The 24,596-nt window shown below is 37.3% G+C and carries 21 protein-coding genes, 2 tRNA genes and 1 pseudogene; 21 read left to right on the forward strand and 3 right to left on the reverse strand.

The features are described 5' to 3' along the window. Positions 1-40: 40 nt before the first annotated feature. The 10 genes and pseudogenes from ACFVQC_RS02135 to ACFVQC_RS02180 all read left to right on the forward strand — a co-directional run bounded on the left by ACFVQC_RS02135 (position 41) and on the right by ACFVQC_RS02180 (position 8,886). Positions 41-3,247: a type I restriction endonuclease subunit R gene (locus ACFVQC_RS02135; RefSeq protein WP_377897335.1), complete on the forward strand. Its 3,207-nt coding sequence runs from the start codon at positions 41-43 to the stop codon at positions 3,245-3,247. After that, positions 3,248-3,928 carry a M48 family metallopeptidase gene (locus ACFVQC_RS02140; RefSeq protein ID WP_377897336.1) on the forward strand — a complete coding sequence of 227 codons (681 nt, stop codon included), beginning with the start codon at positions 3,248-3,250 and terminating at the stop codon, positions 3,926-3,928. It begins immediately after the preceding gene. A 233-nt stretch (positions 3,929-4,161) separates the two neighbouring features. Continuing rightward, positions 4,162-4,251 (forward strand): annotated as a pseudogene (gerE, locus tag ACFVQC_RS02145) (spore germination transcription factor GerE); the annotation flags it as partial. Positions 4,252-4,630: 379 nt separating this feature from the next. Then, positions 4,631-5,443: a glutamate racemase gene (gene racE, locus ACFVQC_RS02150; protein ID WP_377893212.1), complete on the forward strand. Its 813-nt coding sequence runs from the start codon at positions 4,631-4,633 to the stop codon at positions 5,441-5,443. 130 nt (positions 5,444-5,573) lie between these two features. Further along, positions 5,574-6,623 (forward strand): GerMN domain-containing protein, encoded by a 1,050-nt coding sequence (locus ACFVQC_RS02155; protein WP_377893214.1) that lies wholly within the window; start codon positions 5,574-5,576, stop codon positions 6,621-6,623. A 131-nt stretch (positions 6,624-6,754) separates the two neighbouring features. Next, a complete protein-coding gene (gene rph, locus ACFVQC_RS02160; RefSeq protein ID WP_002138500.1) occupies positions 6,755-7,492 on the forward strand; it encodes a ribonuclease PH in 738 nt (245 codons plus the stop codon). Positions 7,493-7,503: 11 nt separating this feature from the next. Next, positions 7,504-8,112, forward strand: coding sequence for an XTP/dITP diphosphatase (locus ACFVQC_RS02165; RefSeq protein WP_377897337.1), 609 nt, complete (start codon positions 7,504-7,506; stop codon positions 8,110-8,112). Positions 8,113-8,125: 13 nt separating this feature from the next. Next, positions 8,126-8,629, forward strand: coding sequence for a metallophosphoesterase (locus ACFVQC_RS02170; RefSeq protein WP_070145014.1), 504 nt, complete (start codon positions 8,126-8,128; stop codon positions 8,627-8,629). Positions 8,630-8,737: 108 nt separating this feature from the next. Next, a tRNA-Gly gene (locus ACFVQC_RS02175) sits at positions 8,738-8,811 on the forward strand. A gap of 1 nt (position 8,812) precedes the next feature. Beyond that, positions 8,813-8,886, forward strand: a tRNA-Arg gene (locus tag ACFVQC_RS02180). 51 nt (positions 8,887-8,937) lie between these two features. On the opposite strand, the gene ACFVQC_RS02185 is transcribed toward ACFVQC_RS02180, so the two are convergent. Then, positions 8,938-9,552 carry a PH domain-containing protein gene (locus tag ACFVQC_RS02185; protein ID WP_002160347.1) on the reverse strand — a complete coding sequence of 205 codons (615 nt, stop codon included), beginning with the start codon at positions 9,550-9,552 and terminating at the stop codon, positions 8,938-8,940. Between the two features lie 315 nt (positions 9,553-9,867). Here ACFVQC_RS02185 and ACFVQC_RS02190 point away from each other — a divergent pair, with 315 nt between their 5' ends. The 7 genes from ACFVQC_RS02190 (at position 9,868) to yihA (ending at position 19,310) form a co-directional block, all read left to right on the forward strand. Continuing rightward, positions 9,868-10,116, forward strand: coding sequence for a hypothetical protein (locus tag ACFVQC_RS02190; protein ID WP_002145520.1), 249 nt, complete (start codon positions 9,868-9,870; stop codon positions 10,114-10,116). A gap of 197 nt (positions 10,117-10,313) precedes the next feature. Further along, entirely contained in the window at positions 10,314-11,312 is a 999-nt protein-coding gene (locus ACFVQC_RS02195) for a hypothetical protein (RefSeq protein ID WP_377897338.1), read from the forward strand. Between the two features lie 310 nt (positions 11,313-11,622). Continuing rightward, the gene (gene tig, locus ACFVQC_RS02200; protein WP_377897339.1) at positions 11,623-12,900 is read left to right on the forward strand and encodes a trigger factor; all 1,278 of its coding nucleotides are present in this window, start codon (positions 11,623-11,625) and stop codon (positions 12,898-12,900) included. A 264-nt stretch (positions 12,901-13,164) separates the two neighbouring features. Beyond that, positions 13,165-14,424: an ATP-dependent protease ATP-binding subunit ClpX gene (clpX, locus tag ACFVQC_RS02205; protein WP_002145523.1), complete on the forward strand. Its 1,260-nt coding sequence runs from the start codon at positions 13,165-13,167 to the stop codon at positions 14,422-14,424. Positions 14,425-14,530: 106 nt separating this feature from the next. Then, positions 14,531-16,201: an ATP-dependent protease LonB gene (gene lonB / locus ACFVQC_RS02210; RefSeq protein WP_002112070.1), complete on the forward strand. Its 1,671-nt coding sequence runs from the start codon at positions 14,531-14,533 to the stop codon at positions 16,199-16,201. Positions 16,202-16,386: 185 nt separating this feature from the next. Beyond that, on the forward strand, positions 16,387-18,717 hold the full coding sequence (gene lon, locus ACFVQC_RS02215) for an endopeptidase La (RefSeq protein ID WP_002145524.1): 2,331 nt from the start codon (positions 16,387-16,389) through the stop codon (positions 18,715-18,717). Continuing rightward, on the forward strand, positions 18,714-19,310 hold the full coding sequence (gene yihA, locus ACFVQC_RS02220; protein WP_002088829.1) for a ribosome biogenesis GTP-binding protein YihA/YsxC: 597 nt from the start codon (positions 18,714-18,716) through the stop codon (positions 19,308-19,310). The genes lon and yihA overlap by 4 nt, the downstream gene beginning before the upstream one ends. 34 nt (positions 19,311-19,344) lie before the next feature. Here yihA and ACFVQC_RS02225 read toward each other — a convergent pair whose 3' ends face one another. Next, positions 19,345-19,761 carry an organic hydroperoxide resistance protein gene (locus ACFVQC_RS02225; protein ID WP_002015349.1) on the reverse strand — a complete coding sequence of 139 codons (417 nt, stop codon included), beginning with the start codon at positions 19,759-19,761 and terminating at the stop codon, positions 19,345-19,347. Between the two features lie 2 nt (positions 19,762-19,763). Further along, positions 19,764-20,216 (reverse strand): MarR family winged helix-turn-helix transcriptional regulator, encoded by a 453-nt coding sequence (locus ACFVQC_RS02230; protein WP_002112064.1) that lies wholly within the window; start codon positions 20,214-20,216, stop codon positions 19,764-19,766. A 410-nt stretch (positions 20,217-20,626) separates the two neighbouring features. Between ACFVQC_RS02230 and hemA the strand changes: the two genes are divergently transcribed. The 4 genes from hemA to hemD are packed head-to-tail and all read left to right on the forward strand — an operon-like array spanning position 20,627 to position 24,509. After that, positions 20,627-21,958 carry a glutamyl-tRNA reductase gene (gene hemA / locus ACFVQC_RS02235; protein ID WP_002112063.1) on the forward strand — a complete coding sequence of 444 codons (1,332 nt, stop codon included), beginning with the start codon at positions 20,627-20,629 and terminating at the stop codon, positions 21,956-21,958. A gap of 17 nt (positions 21,959-21,975) precedes the next feature. Next, positions 21,976-22,809, forward strand: a complete 834-nt coding sequence (locus tag ACFVQC_RS02240; protein WP_215554308.1) for a cytochrome c biogenesis protein — start codon at positions 21,976-21,978, stop codon at positions 22,807-22,809. Positions 22,810-22,824: 15 nt separating this feature from the next. Next, the gene (hemC, locus tag ACFVQC_RS02245) at positions 22,825-23,754 is read left to right on the forward strand and encodes a hydroxymethylbilane synthase (protein ID WP_002145529.1); all 930 of its coding nucleotides are present in this window, start codon (positions 22,825-22,827) and stop codon (positions 23,752-23,754) included. A 2-nt stretch (positions 23,755-23,756) separates the two neighbouring features. Then, entirely contained in the window at positions 23,757-24,509 is a 753-nt protein-coding gene (gene hemD / locus ACFVQC_RS02250) for a uroporphyrinogen-III synthase (protein ID WP_377897340.1), read from the forward strand. Positions 24,510-24,596 lie beyond the last annotated feature (87 nt).

Consider the following 24,596-nt stretch of genomic DNA (forward strand, 5'->3'; position numbering starts at 1 on the left):
TTTGTTTTGGAAAAAGTGAAAAGGGAAAGAAGGGACAGGATTGGGGAAAGAATGGAAGTTTGTTGAAGAACCGTTTTTGCAACAATTATCACAAGCAGGCTGGAATGTTGTCATTCATGAAGAGGGAATTCCGCAAGACCCAAAGATATCTTACCGAAGCAGTTTTCGTGAATGGATATTAAAATCTATTTTCAAAGAATACATACAAAAGATTAATGTAATGGAAGATGGAGCGGAGTGGCTGACCGATTCTCAGCTAGAAGAATTGTATCAAGAGGTGCAAACCTTTACGGATAACACGTTATTTGAGGGGAATGAACAGTTTTATACAAAGCTGCGGGAGAACACAACGGTGGATGTCAATCATGCCACGGGTGAAAAGCATCCTGTTGTGAAATTGATTGATTTCAAAAATCCGAAAGCTAACCATTTTGTAGCTATTAACCAATTTCGTATCGATACACCAGGATTAGCGAACGAATTCATTATCCCTGACATTGTGTTATTCGTAAACGGGCTACCGTTCGTCGTAGTAGAATGCAAGTATCGCCACTACACGACGTCTGATCCTATGCAAGAAGCCATACGTCAGCTGCTTCGCTACAGTAATTGTCGTGGCGATACGGAAGGTATAGTGGAGAGAGAAGGAGAAGAACGGCTCTTCCTGTATAACCAGCTTATGATTGCTACAACAGGTGATGAAGCGCGTGTGGGTACTATTTCATCTTCTTATGAATATTTTTCAGAATGGAAAGATATCTATCAAGAAGCAAATAGAATATATAAGCCGCCACTTGGGAAAGAACGCTCACAAGAGATTCTTATTCAAGGCATGTTGGTTCCCAAAACGTTCTTGGATATTGTAGAGAGCTTTTTGTTGTACATGCAAGTGAGTGAACGAAAACGGATCAAAGTAGTCGCCCGCTACCAGCAATACCGCGCAGCCAATAAAGCCGTGCAACGATTGTTAAAGGAAGAAAAACCATTTGATCGTTCAGGCGTCATCTGGCATACACAAGGTTCAGGAAAATCGTTGACAATGGTCTTTATCATCCGAAAAATACGTCGCATGAAAGAGCTCAAAAAATACAAGATCATTATCATTAACGATCGCATTGATTTAGAAGAACAGTTAGGAGCAACGGCTGGACTAGCTGGAGAGCCCGTCATGTTTGTAGAATCCGTCAATCAGGTAAAAGACGTGTTGTCTACTTCGATCTCCAACATTAACATGGTTATGGTGCAAAAGTTCCAAAATAAAGAAAAGAAGCAGGAACAAGCTCATGCCCGTTTGATGAAAGAATTTGAAGAATTTCCAATCGTGAATGATTCTGAACATGTGCTGATACTGATTGATGAAGCTCATAGATCGCACAATAGGGAGTTAGGATTCAATATCTTTTCGGCATTTCCAAATGCAAGCAAAATTGCATTTACAGGTACGCCGCTGATTTCAAAACGTCATAAGAAACGTACCCATGAAATATTCGGAACTTACATTGACACTTACAAGATCAGAGACGCGGTGAATGATGAGGCAACGGTCGCATTGAAGTACGAAGGGAAAGCGGTGTACACCAAAGTAGACAATGAGGAAGATTTGGAACATGACTTTCTTGATTTATTTGGACATCGCACGCAAAAAGAATTGGATCTCATTCGTCAAAAGTATGGAACGCTTGGAGACATACTGGAAGCAGAGAAACGGATTGAGAAAATTGCCGCGGACATTGTGGACCATTACTTGGCGAAAATCTATCCGAACGGATTTAAAGCGCAAGTTGTCGCAAACTCCAAGTTGGCAGCATATCGATATGAAAAATATATTAACCAAGAACTAGAAAAACGTGTGCAGACAGAAACAGATGAACAAAAGAAAAAGGAAATCGCCTTCCTGCAAACGGCTCTCATCGTATCCATGAATGACACGAACGAAATTCCAGAAATTAAAACAGCAATGAAGAAAAGCAGAAAGAATAAGGCAGTGGATTTCTTCAAAAAATCATTCGATACCAACGAACCGCGAACAGGAATCGCATTTATTGTGGTCTGTGACATGCTGCTAACGGGTTTTGATGCGCCAATCGAACAAGTGATGTATATCGACAAGAAGATGAAAGAACACAATCTTCTACAAGCGATCGCGCGTGCGAATCGCAAAACGGAAGGGAAAGAATGCGGCTATATTGTCGATTACATTGGGGTCAGCAACCATCTCTTAGGGGCATTAAAGATGTACGAAGGAGAAGAAGTAGATGATACGATACGTGCTATGACGGATATCAATGAAGAAATCCCGATACTAGTCGATCGTTATGAACGCTTGATTCATTTCTTCAAAGATTTAGGTGTAAAAGAGATTCGTGAATATGCGGAAAGAAGAGCTCGTAATGCAGCAGAGGAATTAAAAATCCTTGATCAATGCATTGCGGTATTGGGTGATGACCGTAATCGCGTTTATTTTAACCAGCAGCTGAAGCTGTTTTTGGAAAGTATGAATATCCTCATGCCGAACGAAACAGCAAATCAGTACCGCCCAATGATGGAGGCGTTTGTTCATATTCTGGCACAAGTCCGTGATGTGTATAAAGATGACACAATCAATTTAATGGGAGTCGGATACAAGATTAAGAAGCTGATTAACGAACATATGAATGTTGAGAAGTTCTTTACACATATCCAAGAAATTGATATTCTATCAGATATATTCGAGGAGAAGGTGAAGAAGAACAAACGCAGCGCCCGCTCAAAGGCTTCCGAAATGGAACATGCAATTCGAAAGGTCATTAACATCAATATTCAAAAAGACCCTGCTTTTTACATCTCCTTGTCTCGAAAATTAGAAGCTATCATTGCAGGGTATCGGCACGATGTGGAAGCGATGTTTGAAGAGCTGTCGAAACTGTATCAAACGATGAAACAGGGGAGGAGCCAGCGTGATAATCCATTCAATAAAGAAATAGGATTGATCTTCTATGATTATCTGGCAACGAAACTGACAACTCCTGAATACCATCAAGGGAAGTTAGTGAAGCTTGTATTGGAAATTATGAACATTTCACAAACAAGAGTGAAAATGGTTGACTTCTGGAAGCGTGAAAACAGCATAAAAGAGTACCGTTCTGCATTAGAGGACAGATTTTTTGAAGCAGGCATAGAGGAATTTTACGACTATGAATTGGTAAAGGGGTTAGCGGGGGATATCGCAGAGTTAGCGAAAATCCATCATCAGGAGTTGATTCACTAAATGTATAAGGATTTGTTTTCTTATGAAATCGTTCGAAGAAAACGAAAATCGCTTGGGATTGCGGTAGAACGTGATGGGAGCTTGAAAGTTATAGCTCCCCTTGATTTAACCGAAGAAGAAATTCGTGAATGGGTATACAAAAAACGAGATTGGATCATTAAACATCAATTGAATTATGAACATCGTAACAATTATTCATACAAAAGACAGTTTGTAAACGGAGAAGGGTTTCTATATGACGGGCGCTCTTATAAATTACAGATTGTGGAAGAACAATCCGTTCCGTTACGGTTATTTCAAGGTCATTTCTGTTTGCGAAGACAAGAGTTATCATTCGCTCAAGAACATTTTAAAAATTTCTATCGAGCGAAATTGAGCGGGAAAATAGAAGCTCGTGTGGAACATTTTCGATTGATTTTAGGAGTGAAGATTAATGGTGTCAAAGTCATGGACTTGCAGAACCGCTGGGGATCGTGCACGAAAGAGGGTACAATTTTGTTCCATTGGAAACTTATGATGGCACCGACGGATATTGTTGACTATGTGGTGCTCCATGAATTAACACATATAAAATATATGAACCATTCAACGGAGTTCTGGTCTGTCATCGGGACAATTATGCCAGATTACAGGCTAAGAATGAAATGGCTTGAAGAGAACGGCGTCAAACTCAGTTTATAAAAAAGCGGCATAGGAAAAACCTGTGCTGCTTTTTTAGCATGATTGTTTTGAACTGACTTATACAAACTTTGAACTTCATACATAGGAAGGCGGACAGTGTTATGATGGAAGAAACAAGGATATCTGGTTTAACTATACATAGAAAACACAATCGATCTCCGCTGGTGAGAATTGGAATGAACGAAGAGTGATGAATGATATCATTTTAATAAAACATTTATTTGCAATTACTACACATCTCAAACGCAATGCAAAAGCTAGGGGTTAAAGGACGTTCACAAGCAGTTGTTGAGCTTCTTCGCATGGGAGAGCTCGAACTATAAGAAAGCAGCCGACTTTTATACAAAGAGTCGGCTATTTTTCTGTTTGTTTCATGCTCTATATGAATGATAAGGATGTTTCATACATAAATAGGTAAGGCTATAAAGAACGCGATAAATAAAATATAGAAACAAAACTCCCGCTATTAATAAAGGTAGCGGGAGTTTTGTTTTGAATGAATATTTTATATAGAAGAAACCGACTTTCATATAGAAGGTCGGTTGTTTTCTGTCTTGCAAATTATAAAAAAAAGGAGCAAAATAAAAAAGGTCCTGATCTATATAGGTACAAATGAAACTTTTTATACAGGAGCATTTTAAGTTAGCGAACTTAAAGTGTGTAAAATAAAATGATAAAATAAGATGATGAATGAGAAAACGGGTGATTAAGTTGAATAGAGCGATCGGTGTTATTGATTCAGGAGTGGGCGGTTTAACAGTAGCGAAGGAATTAATTCGTCAGTTGCCGAAAGAGCGTATTATATATTTAGGGGATACAGCACGTTGCCCTTATGGTCCGCGTTCTCGTGAAGAAGTGCGTCAATTCACGTGGGAAATGACGGAGCATTTATTAGATTTAAATATCAAAATGTTAGTTATTGCGTGTAATACAGCCACTGCGGTTGTATTAGAAGAAATGCAGAAACAATTATCAATTCCAGTAGTTGGAGTTATTCATCCAGGATCACGTACAGCTTTAAAAGTGACAAATACGTATCATGTTGGGATTATTGGAACGATTGGAACAGTAAAAAGTGGTGCCTATGAAGAGGCGCTAAAGTCTATTAATAACCGTGTTATGGTAGAAAGTTTAGCTTGTCCACCTTTCGTTGAGCTTGTAGAGAGCGGAAATTTCGAAAGTGAAATGGCGTATGAAGTTGTAAGAGAAACGTTGCAACCGTTGAAAAGTACTGACATTGATACACTTATTTTAGGGTGTACACATTATCCGATTTTAGGCCCTGTTATTAAAAAGGTAATGGGGGATCAAGTGCAATTAATTAGTTCGGGTGATGAAACAGCGCGTGAGGTAAGCACAATTTTATACCATAGTAAGATGTTAAATGAGGGAGAAGAACAAAGTGATCACCTCTTTTTAACGACTGGTAAAATAGGTCTGTTTAAAGAAATTGCATCAAAGTGGTTCGGTCAGCCGATTGAAAATGTGAAGCATATTAATTTAGATACAGAATAATAGTAGATTCATATAAGAGAACTCCTGAGAAATCAGGGGTTTTTTCTGTGTAAGTGGCTATAGCTTGTTCTAAAATATGAAACAGCTCGTATACATAATAGTACAAACTTAGATTTTAGGGGGGAATGGCATGCCTAAATCCACTTTTAAATGGGTTGTTGGTGCTACTGTGAGTGCGATTTTATTATCAGGGTGTGGCTTGTTAAATCAAGAGAAAGCGACAGAACAAATTGATCCGCCAAAAAAAGTTACGTATACAGAAGGTGAAAAGAAAGAAACAGCTAAAAAAGATAAACAAGGGCAAACAGTAAATAGAGAGTTATACCTCGTTGATAAAAATGGATATGTCGTACCGCAAACTATTGCAATGCCTACTCCGAAAGCGAATGAAGTTGTACAGCAAACGTTAGAGTATCTTGTGAAAGATGGACCAGTCACAAATTTATTGCCAAATGGATTTCGAGCAGTCCTTCCAGCGAATACGACGATGACCTTGAATTTGAAAAAAGGCGGGACAGCAGTAATTGATTTCTCTAACGAAATGAAAAATTATTCAAAAGAAGAAGAGCGTCAAATTGTTGAATCAGTAGCGTGGACTTTGACTCAATTTACAGAAATAAAACAAGTGCAGTTCCAAATAAATGGTGAAAAGTTAGCGAAGATGCCTGTTGCAGGTACACCGCTTGGTGAAGGGATAAGTCGTGCGAATGGAATTAACTTTGATGATGAACAAGTAGCAGATGTAACGAATACAAAACCGGTTACACTTTATTTTATGGCGCAAAATAATAATAAGCAGCAATATTACGTACCGGTAACAAGACGCGTTGCAGAAGGAAAAGAAAATGATTATGCGGCCATTGTGGATGAGCTTGTAAAAGGTCCGATTCAAGGATCGCTACTAAATGATTTTAATCCAGGAGCTAAGCTTATTACGAATCCGAAAGTGCAGGACGGAAATATTACATTAAACTTTAATGAAAATATATTTGTGAACCCAGACAAAAATATGATTTCAAATTATGTGTTGAAATCGTTAGTCTTATCTTTAACGGAAAAACAAGGTGTGAAAAATGTTTCTATTGAAGTGAATGGGAAAGCAAATCTTATGGATGAGAAAGGTGAAAAGTTAATAAAACCTGTTGATCGTCCACAAAACGTGAATACAGGTAGTTTTTAATCGCGAATAATTTGATATACTTATGTAAGAAAGGGGAATTGCTTTTTGAGTTCCCCTTCTTTTATTGTTATACATATCGTACATTTAAATTTGGCTATACTAATGAGAGTATTTATGAGGGGGTTATTTTTATGCGAGTAGATGGTAGAGGAAAAGCAGAGCTACGCCATATACATATTCATACAAATTATTTAAAACATCCAGAGGGATCGGTACTAATTGAAGTTGGGGATACAAAGGTAATTTGTTCAGCGACAATTGAAGAGCGTGTACCGCCGTTTATGCGCGGAGAAGGAAAAGGCTGGGTAACAGCAGAATACTCAATGATTCCACGTGCGACAGAGCAACGTACAATCAGGGAGTCAAGTAAAGGGAAAGTAACAGGGCGCACAATGGAAATCCAGCGTTTAATTGGACGAGCATTACGTGCGGTTGTTGATTTAGAAGCGCTTGGCGAAAGAACGGTTTGGATTGACTGTGATGTAATTCAAGCGGATGGCGGAACGAGAACGGCTTCTATTACAGGTGCTTATGTAGCGATGGTATTAGCTTTTGAAAAATTATTGCAAGCAGACAAAGTATCTAAAATTCCGGTGAAAGATTATTTAGCGGCAACGTCAGTAGGTGTTGTTGAAGAACAAGGTGTCGTTTTAGATTTAAATTATGCTGAAGATTCTAAAGCAGACGTTGATATGAACGTTATTATGACTGGAAAAGGTCAGTTTGTTGAAGTACAAGGAACTGGAGAGGAAGCGACGTTTAGCAGAGCTGAATTAAATGAATTACTTGATGCTGCTGAACAAGGGATTTTCCAACTTGTTGAAAAGCAAAAAGAAGCGTTAGGTGACATCGTATCTCATATAGAGTAGAGGTGGAAAATATGAAGCAAGTTGTTGTAGCGACGAAAAATATTGGGAAAGTACGTGAGTTTGCTGAGTTATTTGAGAGATTTGACTTAGAAGTGAAATCTTTACACGATTTTCCTCATATTGAAGAAGTCGAAGAAACTGGTGAAACATTTGAAGAAAACGCGATTTTAAAAGCGGACAGTCTTAGTAGACAGTTGAATTCCATCGTAATTGCGGATGACTCTGGTCTTATTGTAGATGCCTTAAACGGGAAACCAGGTGTATATTCAGCTCGTTTTGCTGGAGAGCCGAAAGATGATCAGGCGAATATAGATAAGGTGTTACAAGGGTTAACCGGCGTCGATTTAGAAAAACGTACAGCTCGTTTTTACTGTGCGCTAGCAGTTGCTTTCCCTGAAGCTGATAAAGAGCCGGTTATTGTAAACGGAACGTGCGAAGGAAAAATCTTAGAACAGCGCCGCGGGGAAAATGGTTTTGGATACGATCCGATTTTTTATGTAGAAGAATATAAAAAAGCGATGGCGGAGCTAAGCTCAGATGAGAAAAATGCGATTAGTCACCGCGGGCGTGCTCTTCGTAAATTAGAAGAAAAAATCCCAGAATGGTTTTTAGAAGAATAAGGGAGAGAGATTGATGAAAGCTTTAATCGTAAGCGATAGTCATAGCTCTGTGAAGGAATTACAGCAGTTAAAAGAGAATTACGAAGGGAAAGTAGATGTCATGATTCATTGCGGTGATTCAGAGCTAACGCCTGCTCACGAAGAGCTGCAAGGTTTCCATGTTGTAAAAGGGAATTGTGATTATGCTAACTTTCAAGATGAAATTGTAACTGATGTAGATGGAATTCGTTTCTTAGTTGTACACGGTCATCGTCATAATGTGAAAATGACGTTACAAACGTTAGCGTATCATGCAGAAGAAGTAGGAGCGCAAGTAGCATGCTTTGGACATTCTCATGTATTAGGGGCAGAATTAATTGATGGGATTTTATTTATTAATCCAGGAAGTATTTTGCTCCCACGCTCTCGTGTGGAAAAAACATTCGCTTTATTAGAAATGGATGAAAATCATATAGAAGTTCGTTTTGAAACATTAGACGGACAGTTGGTGGAACAAGCAATTTTTAAAAGAGGATAAGAAAAATTATCCTCTTTTAAAAAAGTGTTGACTTTATAAGTAGTTATGAATATAATAAATATTGTCGATAGGGCAACGGCGCTAACGATGAAAAATAAAATAACATACGCGGGTGTAGTTTAGTGGTAAAACAAGAGCCTTCCAAGCTCTGGTCGAGAGTTCGATTCTCTTCACCCGCTCCATGTCCCAGTAGCTCAGCAGGATAGAGCATACGCCTTCTAAGCGTACGGTCGGGAGTTCGAATCTCTCCTGGGACGCTAACAAAACCTTGTTATCTTTTGATAACAAGGTTTTTTATTTGTTTTAAATTAGTTATTAATAAACTTCTCAAAGACAAAACCATAATCTTTCACGTTATATTGTTTCTTCGTATCAACAAGCCAGTTAAAGGCGATCTCGTTCATCTCTTTAAATTGTTCTGCTAAATTTACTTGTGCATTTGTAATACGGCTAAAAGTGTTAGAGGCCATATCTAAACTTTTATGCGCATACTGCAATGTAATATCGTTGTCGTATGAAATTTCTTCGATTTTAAGAAGAGCCTTATATAAATCTTTTAATTCTTCAATATGTTTTTTATGAACATCAATTGAGTAATGCTCATCTCCCATATGAAATTTAATTTCTACATCTAAATCAATTGTGCCTGCAGTTTCAAGTGCTACGTTTTTAATTTGATATTTACTATAGCTATATCGGCGTAGTGTACGCTTTTTGCTTGTCGCGCTTGTACCATCTAGATGAATTAATCCTTTGTTTGTAAAGCAATATTCATCTGATTTTGATTTAATAAGAAAGTAAATTTTCTCCCCATCTTCATGCATCACGTAATCATCAGCATCAACCTTATCATAATCTTTTGGTGTAATGACAGAACCTACATCGCTTAATCCTAAAACATCAGCAGCCATTTTTTTGAACATATATAATCCCCCTTATAAATTAAATTCTTAATTGTACAAAAATATAATATCATGATTTGAAGTCTTTTTTTGAAATCTTACAATTCTGTAAGGTAAGTGTAAGGAAGTTCGATGGTAACAAATTACTAATCCTATATAATGAAGATAACAACGATAAATGAGGAGGAAGAGATGATGAAAGGGTTAATCGTAACGGGTTTAACAGTAGCTTTTGGGTTTGTGGCGTATGAAAAGTTAACATATGTAATTGATGTCGTAAAACATTTAGTAGCGTAGAAAAAACTGCCATGAGAGGGAAAGGGAATGAGTGAATGAATGGAATGGTTATTTGGAATTATAGGTACTTGTAGTGTAGTTTTATTGTTCTTTGTCCCGAGTGGTATACTTAGTTCGACAACAAGTTTGTTCTTTTTAAGTTTGTTTGCTTGTACGATGCTTATTATTATGTTTTTAATGAAGCAAAGTAAACCAATCTTCTATTTTAGCATGATTGTTATGGCAATTATTGTTCTCCAAATTATTACCCTTGTTATATACCCCACAATTATAAAAGCTTTCCGTTAATGATGAATCCTCTGCGTCTGTTGCTGAGGGTTTTTGTTTGTGAAAAATGAATTTCATTTAAAAGTTTGTTGCTTTTTTGTTGCGAAAATCGAATATTCCTATATTTCAAATAAATAATTTTGGAATGTTGTGTTCTCATTACGCATTTGATATATTTACTTTGAAGATCATTAAAATCTAGAAAAAGAGGCGGACGTATGGATAAAAAAGAAAATACGGTCGTATTGTTTCCTCAACTATCAGAACGCTATATTGATAAAGGTTTTTTAGCGTTGAAAGAGCGGGAATTCGAAGATGCATTGCGCTGCTTTGAAATATTACGTCAGTATAATGCAGAAACGGAACAAACAGAATTAGCTTCAGTTATTTGTTTGCTAGAATTAAAACATATGGAAGAAGCGAAAGAAAAATGTGAGCAGTTGCTTGAAACAGGAGCTGTATTATTTGGTGATATTCTTGAAACGTATGTAACTATTTTAGTTCAAACAAATGATTATGAAGGTGTCATCGAAACTGTTGAGGAAGTTTTGCAAACGAAAGATATAATTCCTGAGCAAAAGGAAAAATTGGCACAGCTTGCTTTGTTTGCGCAAGGGATGCTGAATGAAGAAAATATACCGCTAGTGGATTCGAATTTTGAATTAGAAGAATTTACCGAGGGGCTTTTTGGAGAAAACTTTGGTCAAATGCTAAGAGTGATCCAGAAACTTTCGTTAAAAGACCTGGATCTCGCGCTTCCTACTTTAAAGAAATTTTTAATAGACGAAGATCAGCACCCTTATTTAAAAACTTCTATTTTGTATAAAATGGTAGAAAATCAAATAGAAGAAGAGATAGAAGTAGAGAAGTTTGGGAATACGATAAGGGTGATTCCAGCATTTGCAGGTCATAATGAGGAGCAATCCGATAAAATTATACATAAATTCTCAAACCGATTAGAGCAAAATTATCCGGATATATTTGATGCAATGGTTACATACTGGAAAGAATTACAAATTAGCATTTTCCCATTCCCTCTATTAATGGATAAAGTAGAAATTTGGGCTGCCGTCTTAGAGAGAATTGGAAGAAAGCGTTTCGGATTGGCTATTGATGAAGAAGAACTTATGACAGCATACAATATTGAGTTTGAGGAATTCCATATTGCCTATCAATGGTTACTGCGCATTGAAAGAGAAGGGTATTTGCCCGTATAATTATGAAAAAGAATCGTTCAGTTATTGAAACGAGCACATTCTATGTTATAATGTAAGGGTTGCAAAAGGCAGAAATCTGCCCGTTTGTAAGAGAAGAGGAGTATAATTCTCTTACTTAATATGTTTCATATTAGTCTCGAACAAAATATACCGTAGTTGTCTTTTAGACAATTAGTAGATTGGAACATTGTATCTGAAAGCTTTTTGCTAGAGGGTTACTTGTACATTTGTTATTTCAAAAAAGAGATAATAAAAATCTTAATCTATAGAGGTATGTGCATACATTATTATAGTTGGAGGGAAAGAATAAATGTCTACAAAATGGGAAAAATTAGAAGGTAACGTTGGCGTTTTAACAATCGAAGTTGATGCTAAAGAAGTAAATAACTCTATCGACGCTGCATTCAAAAAAGTAGTAAAAACAATTAATGTACCAGGTTTCCGTAAAGGAAAAATGCCTCGTCCATTATTCGAACAACGCTTTGGTATTGAATCTTTATACCAAGATGCTTTAGATATCATCTTACCAAAAGCATACGGTGAAGCAATCGATGAAGCTGGTATCTTCCCAGTTGCTCATCCTGAGATTGACATCGAGAAATTCGAAAAAGGCCAAAACTTAATTTTCACTGCAAAAGTTACTGTAAAACCTGAAGTTAAATTAGGTGATTACAAAGGTTTAGCAGTAGAAAAAGTTGAAACAACTGTAACTGACGAGGATGTAGAGAACGAAGTAAAAGCTTTACAAGAGCGTCAAGCTGAACTAGTTGTTAAAGAAGAAGGAACTGTTGCAGATGGTGATACAGCTGTAATCGACTTCGAAGGTTTCGTTGATGGCGAAGCATTTGAAGGCGGAAAAGGCGAAAACTATTCTCTTGCAATCGGTTCTGGTACTTTCATCCCAGGTTTCGAAGAGCAAGTAATTGGTCTTAAATCTGGTGATTCTAAAGAAGTTGAAGTATCATTCCCAGAAGAGTACCATGCTGCTGAATTAGCTGGTAAACCAGCAACATTCAACGTAACAATTCACGAAATCAAAACAAAAGAACTTCCTGAGTTAAACGACGAGTTCGCTAAAGATGCTGACGAAGAAGTTACAACTCTTGATGAATTAAAAGCAAAACTTCGTACAAACTTAGAAGAAGGCAAAAAGCACGAAGCTGAGCACAAAGTACGTGACGAAGTAGTAGAATTAGCTGCTGCTAACGCTGAAATCGACATTCCAGAAGCTATGATCGACACTGAGTTAGATCGTATGGTTCGTGAATTCGAGCAACGTTTAAGCCAACAAGGTATGAACCTTGAGCTTTACTACCAATTCACAGGTACTGACGCTGACAAATTAAAAGAGCAAATGAAAGAGGATGCACAAAAACGTGTAAGAATCAATCTTGTTCTTGAAGCTATCATTGAAGCTGAAAACATCGAAGTTACTGAAGAAGAAGTAACTGCAGAAGTTGAAAAAATGGCTGAAATGTACGGTATGCCAGTAGACGCTATCAAGCAAGCTCTTGGAAGCGTAGACGCTTTATCTGAAGACCTTAAAGTGCGTAAAGCTGTAGACTTCTTAGTAGACAACGCTGCATAATAAAATAACAAGGCGCGATTTTAATCGTGCCTTGTTTTATAAATATAGAAATATATTTATAAAACTTTTCGATGAAGAAGGAAAAGTTCCTTTGTAAGTCGAATATACATATTTCAAAAGTTTTAAAATTTTTTTATTTGTACATAACTAGTCATATTATTTGTATTTCTCGCCACGTAGTGACATAATATGTATTTACATACGATACATTTATCGTGTACATACGAAGGCAAGAGGTTAGCACTTTGTAAGGGGTGTGAAAATATGTTTAAATTTAATGATGAAAAAGGTCAACTAAAATGTTCTTTCTGTGGTAAAACACAAACGCAAGTTCGAAAGCTAGTTGCAGGTCCAGGTGTTTACATTTGTGACGAGTGTATCGAGCTTTGTACTGAAATTGTACAAGAGGAGCTTGCGAAGGACGAAGAAGTAGAATTCAAAGATGTACCGAAACCGGTAGAAATTCGTGAAATCTTAGATGAGTATGTCATCGGACAAGATAACGCGAAAAAAGCACTAGCGGTAGCGGTATATAACCATTACAAACGCATTAATTCTAACAGCAAAATTGATGATGTAGAATTGGCGAAGAGTAATATTTCACTTATTGGGCCAACTGGTAGTGGTAAAACATTATTGGCACAAACATTAGCGCGTATTTTAAATGTTCCATTTGCGATCGCGGACGCAACATCTTTAACAGAAGCTGGATATGTAGGGGAAGATGTAGAAAACATCTTACTAAAATTAATCCAAGCCGCTGATTATGATGTAGAGAAAGCGGAAAAAGGAATCATTTATATTGATGAGATTGATAAAGTGGCACGTAAGTCCGAAAATCCATCAATTACACGTGATGTATCTGGTGAAGGCGTACAGCAGGCACTTCTGAAAATTTTAGAAGGTACTGTAGCAAGCGTTCCACCTCAAGGTGGTCGTAAGCACCCGCATCAAGAGTTTATTCAAATTGATACAACGAACATCCTATTCATTTGTGGTGGAGCGTTTGATGGCATCGAGCCTATTATTAAACGTCGCCTTGGTGAGAAAGTAATTGGATTTGGTGCTGAGAAGAAAAATGCTGATTTAAATGAGAAGCATGTTTTATCTCACGTTTTACCAGAGGATCTTTTAAGATTCGGTTTAATTCCGGAGTTTATCGGTCGTCTTCCAGTTATTGCGAACCTAGAGCCGCTTGATGAAGATGCTCTTGTAGATATTTTAACTAAACCGAAAAATGCACTTGTTAAGCAATTCCAAAAATTATTGGAGCTTGACGATGTTGAGTTAGAGTTTGAAGAAGGTGCACTAGTTGAGATTGCGAAAAAAGCAATTGAACGTAAAACAGGTGCTCGTGGACTTCGTTCTATTATTGAAGGCTTGATGCTTGATGTAATGTTCGAACTGCCATCTCGCAAAGATATCGAGAAGTGTATTCTTACGAAAGAAACAGTAGCTGATAATGAACCGCCGAAATTGGTGTTACAAGACGGTACTGTACTTGATACAAAAACATCTGCATAATGCGAAGAAGAAACAGCAATTTTTATAATTGCTGTTTTTCTTTATGTTTAGCACTATTCCTCCCAGGAAATACTAAAAGGTAAAACATAGCGGGAGGAAATGAATTATGAGCTGGACAAATATATTTTTACTTGTTCAACTTGTTTTTGGCGTAATTGTCGGATTGTATTTTTGGCACTTACTTCGAAATCAGCGAACACAAAAAGTTTCAATTGATCGAGAATCGAAAAAAGAATTAGAGCAGCTTCGTAAAATGCGTGAGGTTTCTTTAACAGAGCCACTTGCGGAAAAGGTACGTCCTACATCCTTTATAGACATTGTAGGGCAAGAAGACGGGATTAAGTCGTTAAAAGCGGCTCTTTGTGGTCCTAATCCGCAACATGTGATCATATACGGTCCGCCAGGTGTCGGAAAGACAGCGGCAGCACGCCTTGTATTAGAAGAAGCGAAACGAAATCCGAAATCTCCATTTCGTACAAATGCAACATTTATCGAACTTGATGCAACGACAGCTAGGTTTGATGAGCGTGGTATTGCGGATCCATTAATTGGTTCAGTGCATGACCCGATTTATCAAGGAGCAGGTGCAATGGGGCAAGCGGGTATCCCGCAACCGAAAAAAGGGGCTGTAACAGATGCGCATGGTGGTATTTTGTTCATTGATGAGATTGGTGAATTACATCCAATTCAAATGAATAAAATGCTAAAGGTGTTAGAAGATCGGAAAGTATTTTTGGAAAGTGCGTACTATAGTGAAGAAAATTCGATGATTCCAACGTATATACATGATATTTTTCAAAAAGGTTTACCTGCAGATTTTCGCTTAGTTGGTGCAACGACGCGTTCGCCAGAGGAAATTCCTCCTGCAATTAGGTCGCGTTGTTTAGAAGTGTTCTTCCGTGAATTAGATACAGAAGAAATTCAAAAAGTAGCGAAAAATGCAGCTGACAAAGTGGAAATGCAAGTAGGTGAGAACGGTATCGAAATGATTGGAATGTATGCAAGAAATGGACGAGAAGCAATTAATCTCGTGCAAATTTCTGCTGGCATGGCGATAAATGAAGAACGACCTTTCATTAAAGATGAAGATATTGAGTGGGTTGTTCATTCTAGTCAGCTTACACCAAAGTACGAAAAACGTATTTATCCAATTCCAAGAATCGGTCTTGTGAACGGGCTTGCTGTATATGGGCCGAATACAGGTACGTTATTAGAAATTGAGGTAACAGCTATTCCTGCGAAAGATAAAGGGTCAGTAAATGTCACTGGAATTGTAGAAGAGGAAAGTATTGGTAGCCAAACGAAATCAATTCGCCGTAAAAGTATGGCGAAAGGTTCTGTTGATAATGTGTTAACAGTACTTCGTTCTCTAGATGTGTTGCCAGAAGGGTATGATATACATATTAATTTTCCTGGTGGTATCCCGATTGATGGTCCTTCAGCAGGTATTGCTATGGCAACAGGTGTCTATTCAGCAGTGCATCGTACGTATGTGAATAATGAAGTAGCGATGACAGGTGAGATAAGTATCCACGGAGAAGTGAAGCCTATTGGTGGTGTGTACGCAAAAATAAAAGCTGCGAAAAAAGCGGGAGCTAAGAAAGTCATCATTCCGGCTGAAAACATGCAACCATTTTTGTATACAATAAAGGGAATTGAGATCATTCCTGTTCGCAAATTAAAAGAAGTATTTGAATTAACATTTATGCAGGAAAATATGCATCGTGAGCTTGATGCACATACTGCTTTGGATGAAACAGATGCGCAATCAATGTGAGAATATACAATAATAAAGATTTGCCAGACTTCGTTTAAGTTTGTATGCTTAAGCGGAGTCTTTTTTCTTTTCGTGAGGCACAAAAAAACAGGGGATTTACAATTGCGAAGAATCTCTGCAATTGCATCTAGATGTATTGTAATATAAAATAGTTGAACAGGAGTTTAATTTATTATGGAGGTGCTATGTCTAGTATGAATACGAATGAAAGAATTGTACCCCTCCTACCATTAAGAGGCATTCTCGTATATCCAACGATGGTTCTGCATCTTGATGTAGGACGTGATAAATCGATACAAGCACTAGAGCAGGCGGCAATGGATGAAAATATCATCTTTTTAGCAATGCAAAAAGAAATGAATATCGACGATCCTAAAGAAGATGACATATATAGTGTAGGTACAGTGGCGAAAGTGAAGCAAATGTTAAAATTGCCGAACGGTACGCTTCGTGTCCTTGTAGAAGGTTTACATAGAGCAGAAGTAGTAGAGTTTATCGAAGAAGAAAATCTGGTACAAGTTTCTATTAGAACAGTAACTGAAGAAGTAGAAGATGATTTAGAAGAGAAGGCTCTTATGCGTACGTTACTGGAGCATTTCGAACAATATATTAAAGTTTCGAAAAAAGTTTCAAATGAAACATTTGCAACGGTAGCTGATGTAGAAGAACCCGGAAGACTAGCTGATTTAATTGCTTCTCACTTACCGATTAAAACGAAGCAGAAACAAGAGATTTTAGAGATTGTATCTGTGAAAGAACGACTACATACACTTATTTCAATTATTCAAGATGAACAAGAGTTACTTAGCCTAGAAAAGAAAATTGGACAAAAAGTGAAACGTTCAATGGAGCGCACGCAAAAAGAATATTTCTTACGTGAGCAAATGAAGGCGATTCAAACTGAACTTGGTGATAAAGAAGGCAAGGGCGGGGAAGTTGAAGAACTTCGTGAGAAAATTGAACAGTCGGGAATGCCTGAAGAAACAATGCAGGCTGCACTGAAAGAATTAGATCGTTATGAAAAGTTACCTGTAAGTTCTGCTGAGAGTGGTGTCATTCGTAATTATATTGATTGGTTATTAGCTCTCCCATGGACAACAGCAACAGAGGATATGATTGACCTCGCTCATTCGGAAGAAATTTTAAATAAAGATCATTACGGTCTTGAAAAAGTGAAAGAGCGAGTACTTGAATATTTAGCTGTACAGAAGTTAACGAATTCATTAAAAGGACCAATTCTTTGTCTAGTAGGACCTCCTGGGGTTGGGAAAACTTCGTTAGCACGTTCTATTGCAACATCGTTAAATCGTAATTTTGTACGTGTTTCTCTTGGTGGTGTGCGCGATGAATCTGAAATTCGTGGTCACCGTCGTACATATGTAGGAGCGATGCCAGGACGTATTATTCAAGGTATGAAAAAGGCGAAAACAGTTAATCCAGTCTTCTTATTAGATGAGATTGATAAAATGTCTAACGATTTCAGGGGAGACCCATCAGCGGCGTTACTTGAAGTATTAGATCCAGAGCAAAACCATAACTTCAGTGATCATTACATTGAAGAGCCATATGATTTATCGAAAGTTATGTTCGTTGCAACTGCTAATACACTTGCAAGTGTTCCTGGCCCATTGCTTGACCGTATGGAAATCATTTCGATTGCTGGTTATACAGAACTTGAAAAAGTGCACATTGCTCGTGAGCATTTATTGCCGAAACAATTAAAAGAGCATGGCCTACGAAAAGGTAATTTGCAAGTGCGTGATGAAGCGCTTCTTGAAATTATTCGTTATTATACACGTGAGGCTGGTGTTCGTACGTTAGAGCGTCAAATTGCAAAAGTTTGCCGTAAAGCAGCAAAAATTATCGTTACAGCAGAACGCAAGCGCATTGTTGTAACAGAGAAAAATATTGTTGATTTACTTGGTAAGCATATATTCCGTTATGGTCAAGCTGAAAAAACAGACCAAGTTGGTATGGCAACAGGTTTAGCTTACACAGCAGCGGGCGGCGATACACTTGCAATTGAAGTGTCTGTAGCGCCAGGAAAAGGGAAATTAATTTTAACAGGGAAACTTGGGGATGTTATGAAAGAATCCGCACAAGCCGCGTTTAGCTATATTCGTTCTCGTGCAGAAGAACTTCATATTGATCCGGATTTCCATGAGAAAAACGATATTCATATTCATGTTCCAGAAGGAGCAGTTCCAAAAGATGGACCGTCAGCAGGTATTACGATGGCAACGGCACTTATTTCTGCACTAACAGGTATTCCTGTAAGTAAAGAAGTTGGTATGACAGGTGAAATTACACTTCGTGGTCGTGTATTACCAATTGGTGGTTTGAAAGAAAAAACATTAAGTGCTCACCGCGCGGGATTAACAAAAATTATTTTACCGGCGGAAAATGAGAAAGATTTAGATGATATTCCAGAGAGCGTAAAAGAAAACCTTACGTTTGTGCTTGCATCTCATTTAGACGAAGTATTGGAGCACGCATTAGTAGGAGTGAAACAATGAAAGTAACAAAAGCAGATATTGTAATTAGTGCCGTTAAACCGGAACAATATCCAGACAGTGATTTACCAGAAATTGCCTTAGCGGGTCGTTCTAATGTCGGGAAGTCTTCCTTTATTAATAAAATTTTAAATCGTAAAAAGTTAGTACGTATTTCTTCTAAACCAGGAAAAACGCAAACGCTGAACTTTTTCTTAATCAATGAAATGATGCATTTTGTTGACGTTCCAGGTTATGGATATGCGAAAGTATCTAAAACAGAGCGCGCGGCATGGGGCAGAATGATTGAGACTTACTTTACAACACGTACGCAATTAGACGCAGCTGTATTAGTAGTTGATTTACGTCACCAACCAACAAAAGATGACATTATGATGTATGATTTCTTAAAGCATTATGAAATCCCAACAATTATTATTGCAACGAAAGCCGATAAAATTCCGAAAGGGAAATGGCAAAAGCATTTAAAAGTTGTAAAAGAAACGCTTGCTGTTGAAATTGGCGATGAAATCGTTCTATTCTCTTCTGAAACAGGTCTTGGAAAAGAAGAAGCATGGAAAGCAATTCATAAAATGACAAAAACAAAAAACGCGTGACGAATGTCGCGCGTTTTTTTTATTTACTAAACTTTTAGCGTACGTTTAATGTAACCTCAATATTTCCTCTTGTTGCTTTGGAGTAAGGACATACACCGTGAGCGGCTTCTACAAGTTCTTGTGCTTCGGCATGAGAAACACCAGCAACATGTACGTCAAGTACAGCAGATAGTCCGAAACCACCATCTGTATCTTTACCGATAGAAACGTGTGCAGTCACTTCTGTACTTTCCACTTTCATACGTTTTGTACGAATTACAAGTTGCAATGCGCTATCAAAGCAAGCTGCATAACCAGCTGCAAATAATTGTTCTGGATTTGTTGCCTCTCCGCCTGCGCCACCTAGTGCTTTTGGCATTTTTACATCAAGATTTAATATGCCATCATCTGAAACTACCTTACCGTTTCTTCCACCTGTAGCTGTTACTGAAGCAGTATATAATTTATCCATGTTTATTCCCCTTTTCTATCATTAATTTTTTTCATTGTTTCAATTAATGTGTTTAATTGGATTAATAAAGAATGATATTCTTGCTCTGTAATTCCTAAATTTGTAGCCATCGTTGTTGGTAATGAACAAGCTATTTCTTTTAAATCTTTACCTTGTTCTGTTAATTCAATACAAACTTTTCGCTCGTCTTCTTTTGAACGAACACGTTGTACAAGTTTTAATGATTCCATCCGTTTTAACATAGGTGTTAAAGTACCAGAATCTAAAAATAGACGTTCTCCAATTTCTTTTACTGTTAGTCCGTCTCGTTCCCAGAGTACGAGTAAAGTAATGTACTGGGGATACGTAATGCCCATTTCTTCTAAATAGGGTCGGTAAAAACGAGTAACCTCTTTAGAACAAGCGTAAATAGAAAAACAAAGTTGGTTATCTAGATGTAGAGGATTTTCTTTCATAAGCAACTCCTTATACTTTTAAATTGTGCGCAATTTAATTTTGTAAAATCAATATAACGAAAAATAAATACAATGTCAAATGCATTGCATTGAGAAAGTGAGTACTATATTTTGGAACAATCATACATATTTTCCTTCATGATGAAAGAAGATAGAAAAGATGATGTTATAATTAATATGGAATAGTTTCCATCACTTGATTATGAGGACTTTTTTTGGTAACGTACAAATAGAGTTATTATTTTATAATTATTATAAAGTAGAGAGTTCTTTATTAATCTTACTGAAGCTCCTTTATTACATATGGAGAAAAAATAATCAGTTGTTCACACGATTGTCAGATTCATAAGAGGAAAGTTGTATTATGATAGTAGATAAAGTGATAAAACGGGTGAAGGGGGACATGCTGCGTGCATATTCTTGTTGTTAGTGTAAATTATCGAACAGCCCCTGTAGAATTTCGTGAGAAACTCACATTTCAGGCAGCAGAGCTAGAGCAAGCAATGACTACATTACAAAACCAAAAGAGCGTACTAGAAAATGTCATTGTATCAACTTGTAATCGCACTGAGATTTACGCTGTTGTCGATCAATTACACACGGGACGGTATTACATTAAGAAGTTTTTAGCTGATTGGTTTCAGCTTGAAATAGAAGAAGTCGCACCATACTTGTCTATTTTTGAACAAGATGGCGCAATAGATCATTTATTCCGCGTAACGTGCGGTTTAGATTCTATGGTTGTTGGAGAAACGCAAATTTTAGGTCAAATAAAAGATAGCTTTTTAGAAGCGCAACAAGTAAAAGCGACAGGTACAATTTTTAATGAGTTGTTTAAGCAAGTGGTTACGTTAGCAAAACGTGCGCACTCAGAAACAACGATTGGTGAAAGTGCGATGTCTGTTAGTTATGCTGCTGTTGAGCTCGGAAAGAAAATATTTGGAGATTTAACAGATTGTCATGTACTTATTCTTGGTGCTGGTAAGATGGGTGAACTTGCACTGCAAAACTTATACGGAAGCGGTGCTCGTAAAGTAACAGTTATGAATAGGACGCTTACGAAAGCGGAAGTGATGGCTGAGAAATATATGGGACATGCAAAGCCTTTAAGTGAATTGCAATGTGCATTATTAGAAGCGGATATTTTAATTAGTTCAACGGGTGCATCAGAATATGTCATTACGAAAGAGATGATGACGAAAGTAGAGAGAATGCGCTCTGGTCGTCCGTTATTTATGGTTGATATTGCAGTACCACGTGATATTGATCCTGCGATTGATGAATTAGAAGGCTCTTTCTTATATGATATCGACGATCTGCAAGGTGTAGTTGAAGCAAACCGTGCTGAACGTTTAAAAGAAGCAGAGAAAATTCAATTTATGATTGAAGAGGAAATGGTTTTATTTAAAACTTGGTTAAGTACGCTTGGTGTTGTACCGTTAATATCGGCTCTTCGTGATAAAGCGCTAGCAATTCAAAGTGACACGATGGAAAGCCTTGAACGAAAAATACCAAACCTTAGTGATCGTGAGAAAAAAGTAATTAGTAAACATACGAAAAGTATTATTAACCAATTATTAAAAGATCCAATTTTAGTAGCTAAAGAATTAGCTGCTGAAGAGGGAGCTGGCGAAAAATTAGCTTTATTTGCGAAGATTTTTGATTTAGAAGTGGAAGAAGCGGGAAATACGGAAGAAGTAGAACATAAAAGAGCCTGGACACCATCCGTTCCATCTTTATAACTTGGAAGGATGATCGGATGAGTTTTTTAAATAACAGTATTATTTATCATATTGCAATTATTTTATATGCTTGTAGCATTAGTTTATATTTTATAGATTATTTTCAAAGTAACCGAAAGGCGAACCGATTTGCTTTTTGGTTACTTTCGATTGTATGGGTATTGCAGTCTATCTTTATGTTACTTAGGGCTACAGATTCAGAAACGAATCCTATTTTAACTTTATTGTCAGGGATTTATTTTTATGTTTGGTTATTGATTACGATGTCATTAGTCATTAATCGATTTATGCGCATTGACTTTTTAGTCTTTTTTACAAATGTTGTAGCATTTGGCGTAAGCGCTTTTTCTATTTTTACACCGCTCGGAAAGATGTCGCCAGTACTTGCAGAGCAATTAGTTTCAGAACTTGTATACGTGCATGTCGGTATGGCGATTATTTCTTATGCAACGTTTACTGTATCGTTTATTTTTTCTATCATGTATTTATTGCAATATCGGCTATTAAAAAAGAAAAAATGGAATGCGAGATTAAGAAGGTTAGGAAATTTGCCGAAGCTTGAATCGATGTCTTACGGATTAAATTTATTTTCTGTTCCGTTTTTCTTATTAGCAATTATATTAGGATGCATATGGGGATATACAAAATTGGATAATTTCCATTGGTATGATACGAAAGTAATCGGGTCTTTTGTCGTTCTATTTGTATATTGCGTGGGCTTATATTTACGAGCGGCAGATGTGTTGCAGGGTAAGAAAATTGTGCTGTGGAATATCGGGGCATTTCTCGTAATGCTAGTTAACATTTTTCTATTAAGCAGTTTATCTAATTTCCACTTTTGGTATTTATAATGAGGAGAGAGAATTATGCGCAAAATTATTGTAGGTTCACGAAAGAGTAAGCTAGCATTAACACAAACAAATTGGTTTATCGATCAATTAAAAGCGCTTGGTTTACCATATGAATTTGAAGTGAAAGAAATCGTCACAAAAGGTGATGTTATTTTAGATGTTACTCTTTCAAAAGTAGGCGGAAAAGGTTTATTTGTAAAGGAAATTGAACATGCGTTACTTACGAAAGAAATTGATATGGCTGTACATAGTATGAAAGATATGCCAGCTGTACTCCCAGATGGATTAACGATTGGTTGTACGCCAAAGCGCGTTGACCCTCGTGATGCTTTTATTTCTAAAAACGGAGAATCGTTTAAAGACTTAGCAGAAGGCGCGATCTTAGGGACGAGTAGTTTGAGACGTAGTGCACAATTACTAGCTGCGAGACCAGATTTACAAGTGAAATGGATTCGTGGGAATATCGATACACGCTTACGTAAGTTGAAAGATGAAGATTACGATGCAATTATTTTAGCGACAGCAGGATTACAGAGAATGGGCTGGGACGGAGAAGTTATTACAGAACATTTAGATGAAACGTTATGTGTACCAGCCGTAGGACAAGGTGCATTAGCGATTGAATGTCGTGAGGATGATAAGGATTTACTTCAGTTGTTAGCACATATTAATGATGCAGTAACAGAAAGAACAGTGGCTGCTGAACGAGTATTTCTTCATAAACTTGAAGGTGGATGCCAAGTTCCAATCGCTGGATATGCAACTCTTAAAGAAAATGATGCAATCGAATTAACAGCGCTTGTCGGTTCTATGGACGGTTCTGTTTTATTGAAAGAGATAGTAGTAGGCAATGATCCGAAGCAAGTTGGATTAGAGGCTGCGGACCGTTTAATTAAACAAGGAGCAAAAGAGCTCATCCTTGCTGCAAATAAGGAGCAACAATAAATATGGATGCTCTCGCTGGCAAAATAGTATTGATTACACGTGCCCAGCATCAAGCGAAACAAATGAGTGTAGCAGTGAAAGAAAGGAGCGGAATTCCATTGGAAATTCCGCTTTTGCGTATGGAAGGCATATCTCATAGGCAAATTCAACGTATAACAAGGCAACTACATTCGTATGACTGGGTTATTTTTACGAGTAAAAATGGTGTAGCTTTTTTTCTAGATGGTTTGAAAAAGAAAATACCATTAACTATTAAAATTGCTGCGGTAGGCGTGAAAACAAAATTAGAGTTAGAAAAAAGGGGCTATCAAGTTCATTTTGTTCCGACCTCATTTGTTGCAGAAGCATTTTCCGAAGAGTTTTTAAAAGAATTAAGTGGAAACGAGCGTATTTTATTTCCGAAGGGGAATTTAGCAAGAGATGTAATCCCGGTTAAACTTAGGGAGTTTGGTGTTTTTCTAGATGAGCTAATCGTATATAGTACGAAGGTGAATGTAGAGAAAAAACAAGAACTTATAGCAGCATTGAAATTAGGGGAAGTAAATATTATTACATTTACGAGCCCTTCAACTGTTGATAGTTTTGTTCGTTTACTTGAGGGTACAAACTGGAGAGAATGGACGAAAAAATGTACAATTGCTTGTATAGGGCCTATTACGGAAAAAGAGGCGCTCCTTTATTTTCCACATGTTATTGTGCCGAAAGAGTACACTGTAGAAGCATTACTACAATGCATTTGTGAATCTATAAAGTGAAACTTTAATTAGTGGGAGGTTCATCCCCCACTAATTATTAGCCTTCACCAATCGGGCGTTTACGGGCAGTTGATTTCCCATCTAACT

The sequence above is a fragment of the Bacillus sp. NPDC057893 genome (genome assembly GCF_042796455.1).
GTDB lineage: Bacteria > Bacillota > Bacilli > Bacillales > Bacillaceae_G > Bacillus_A.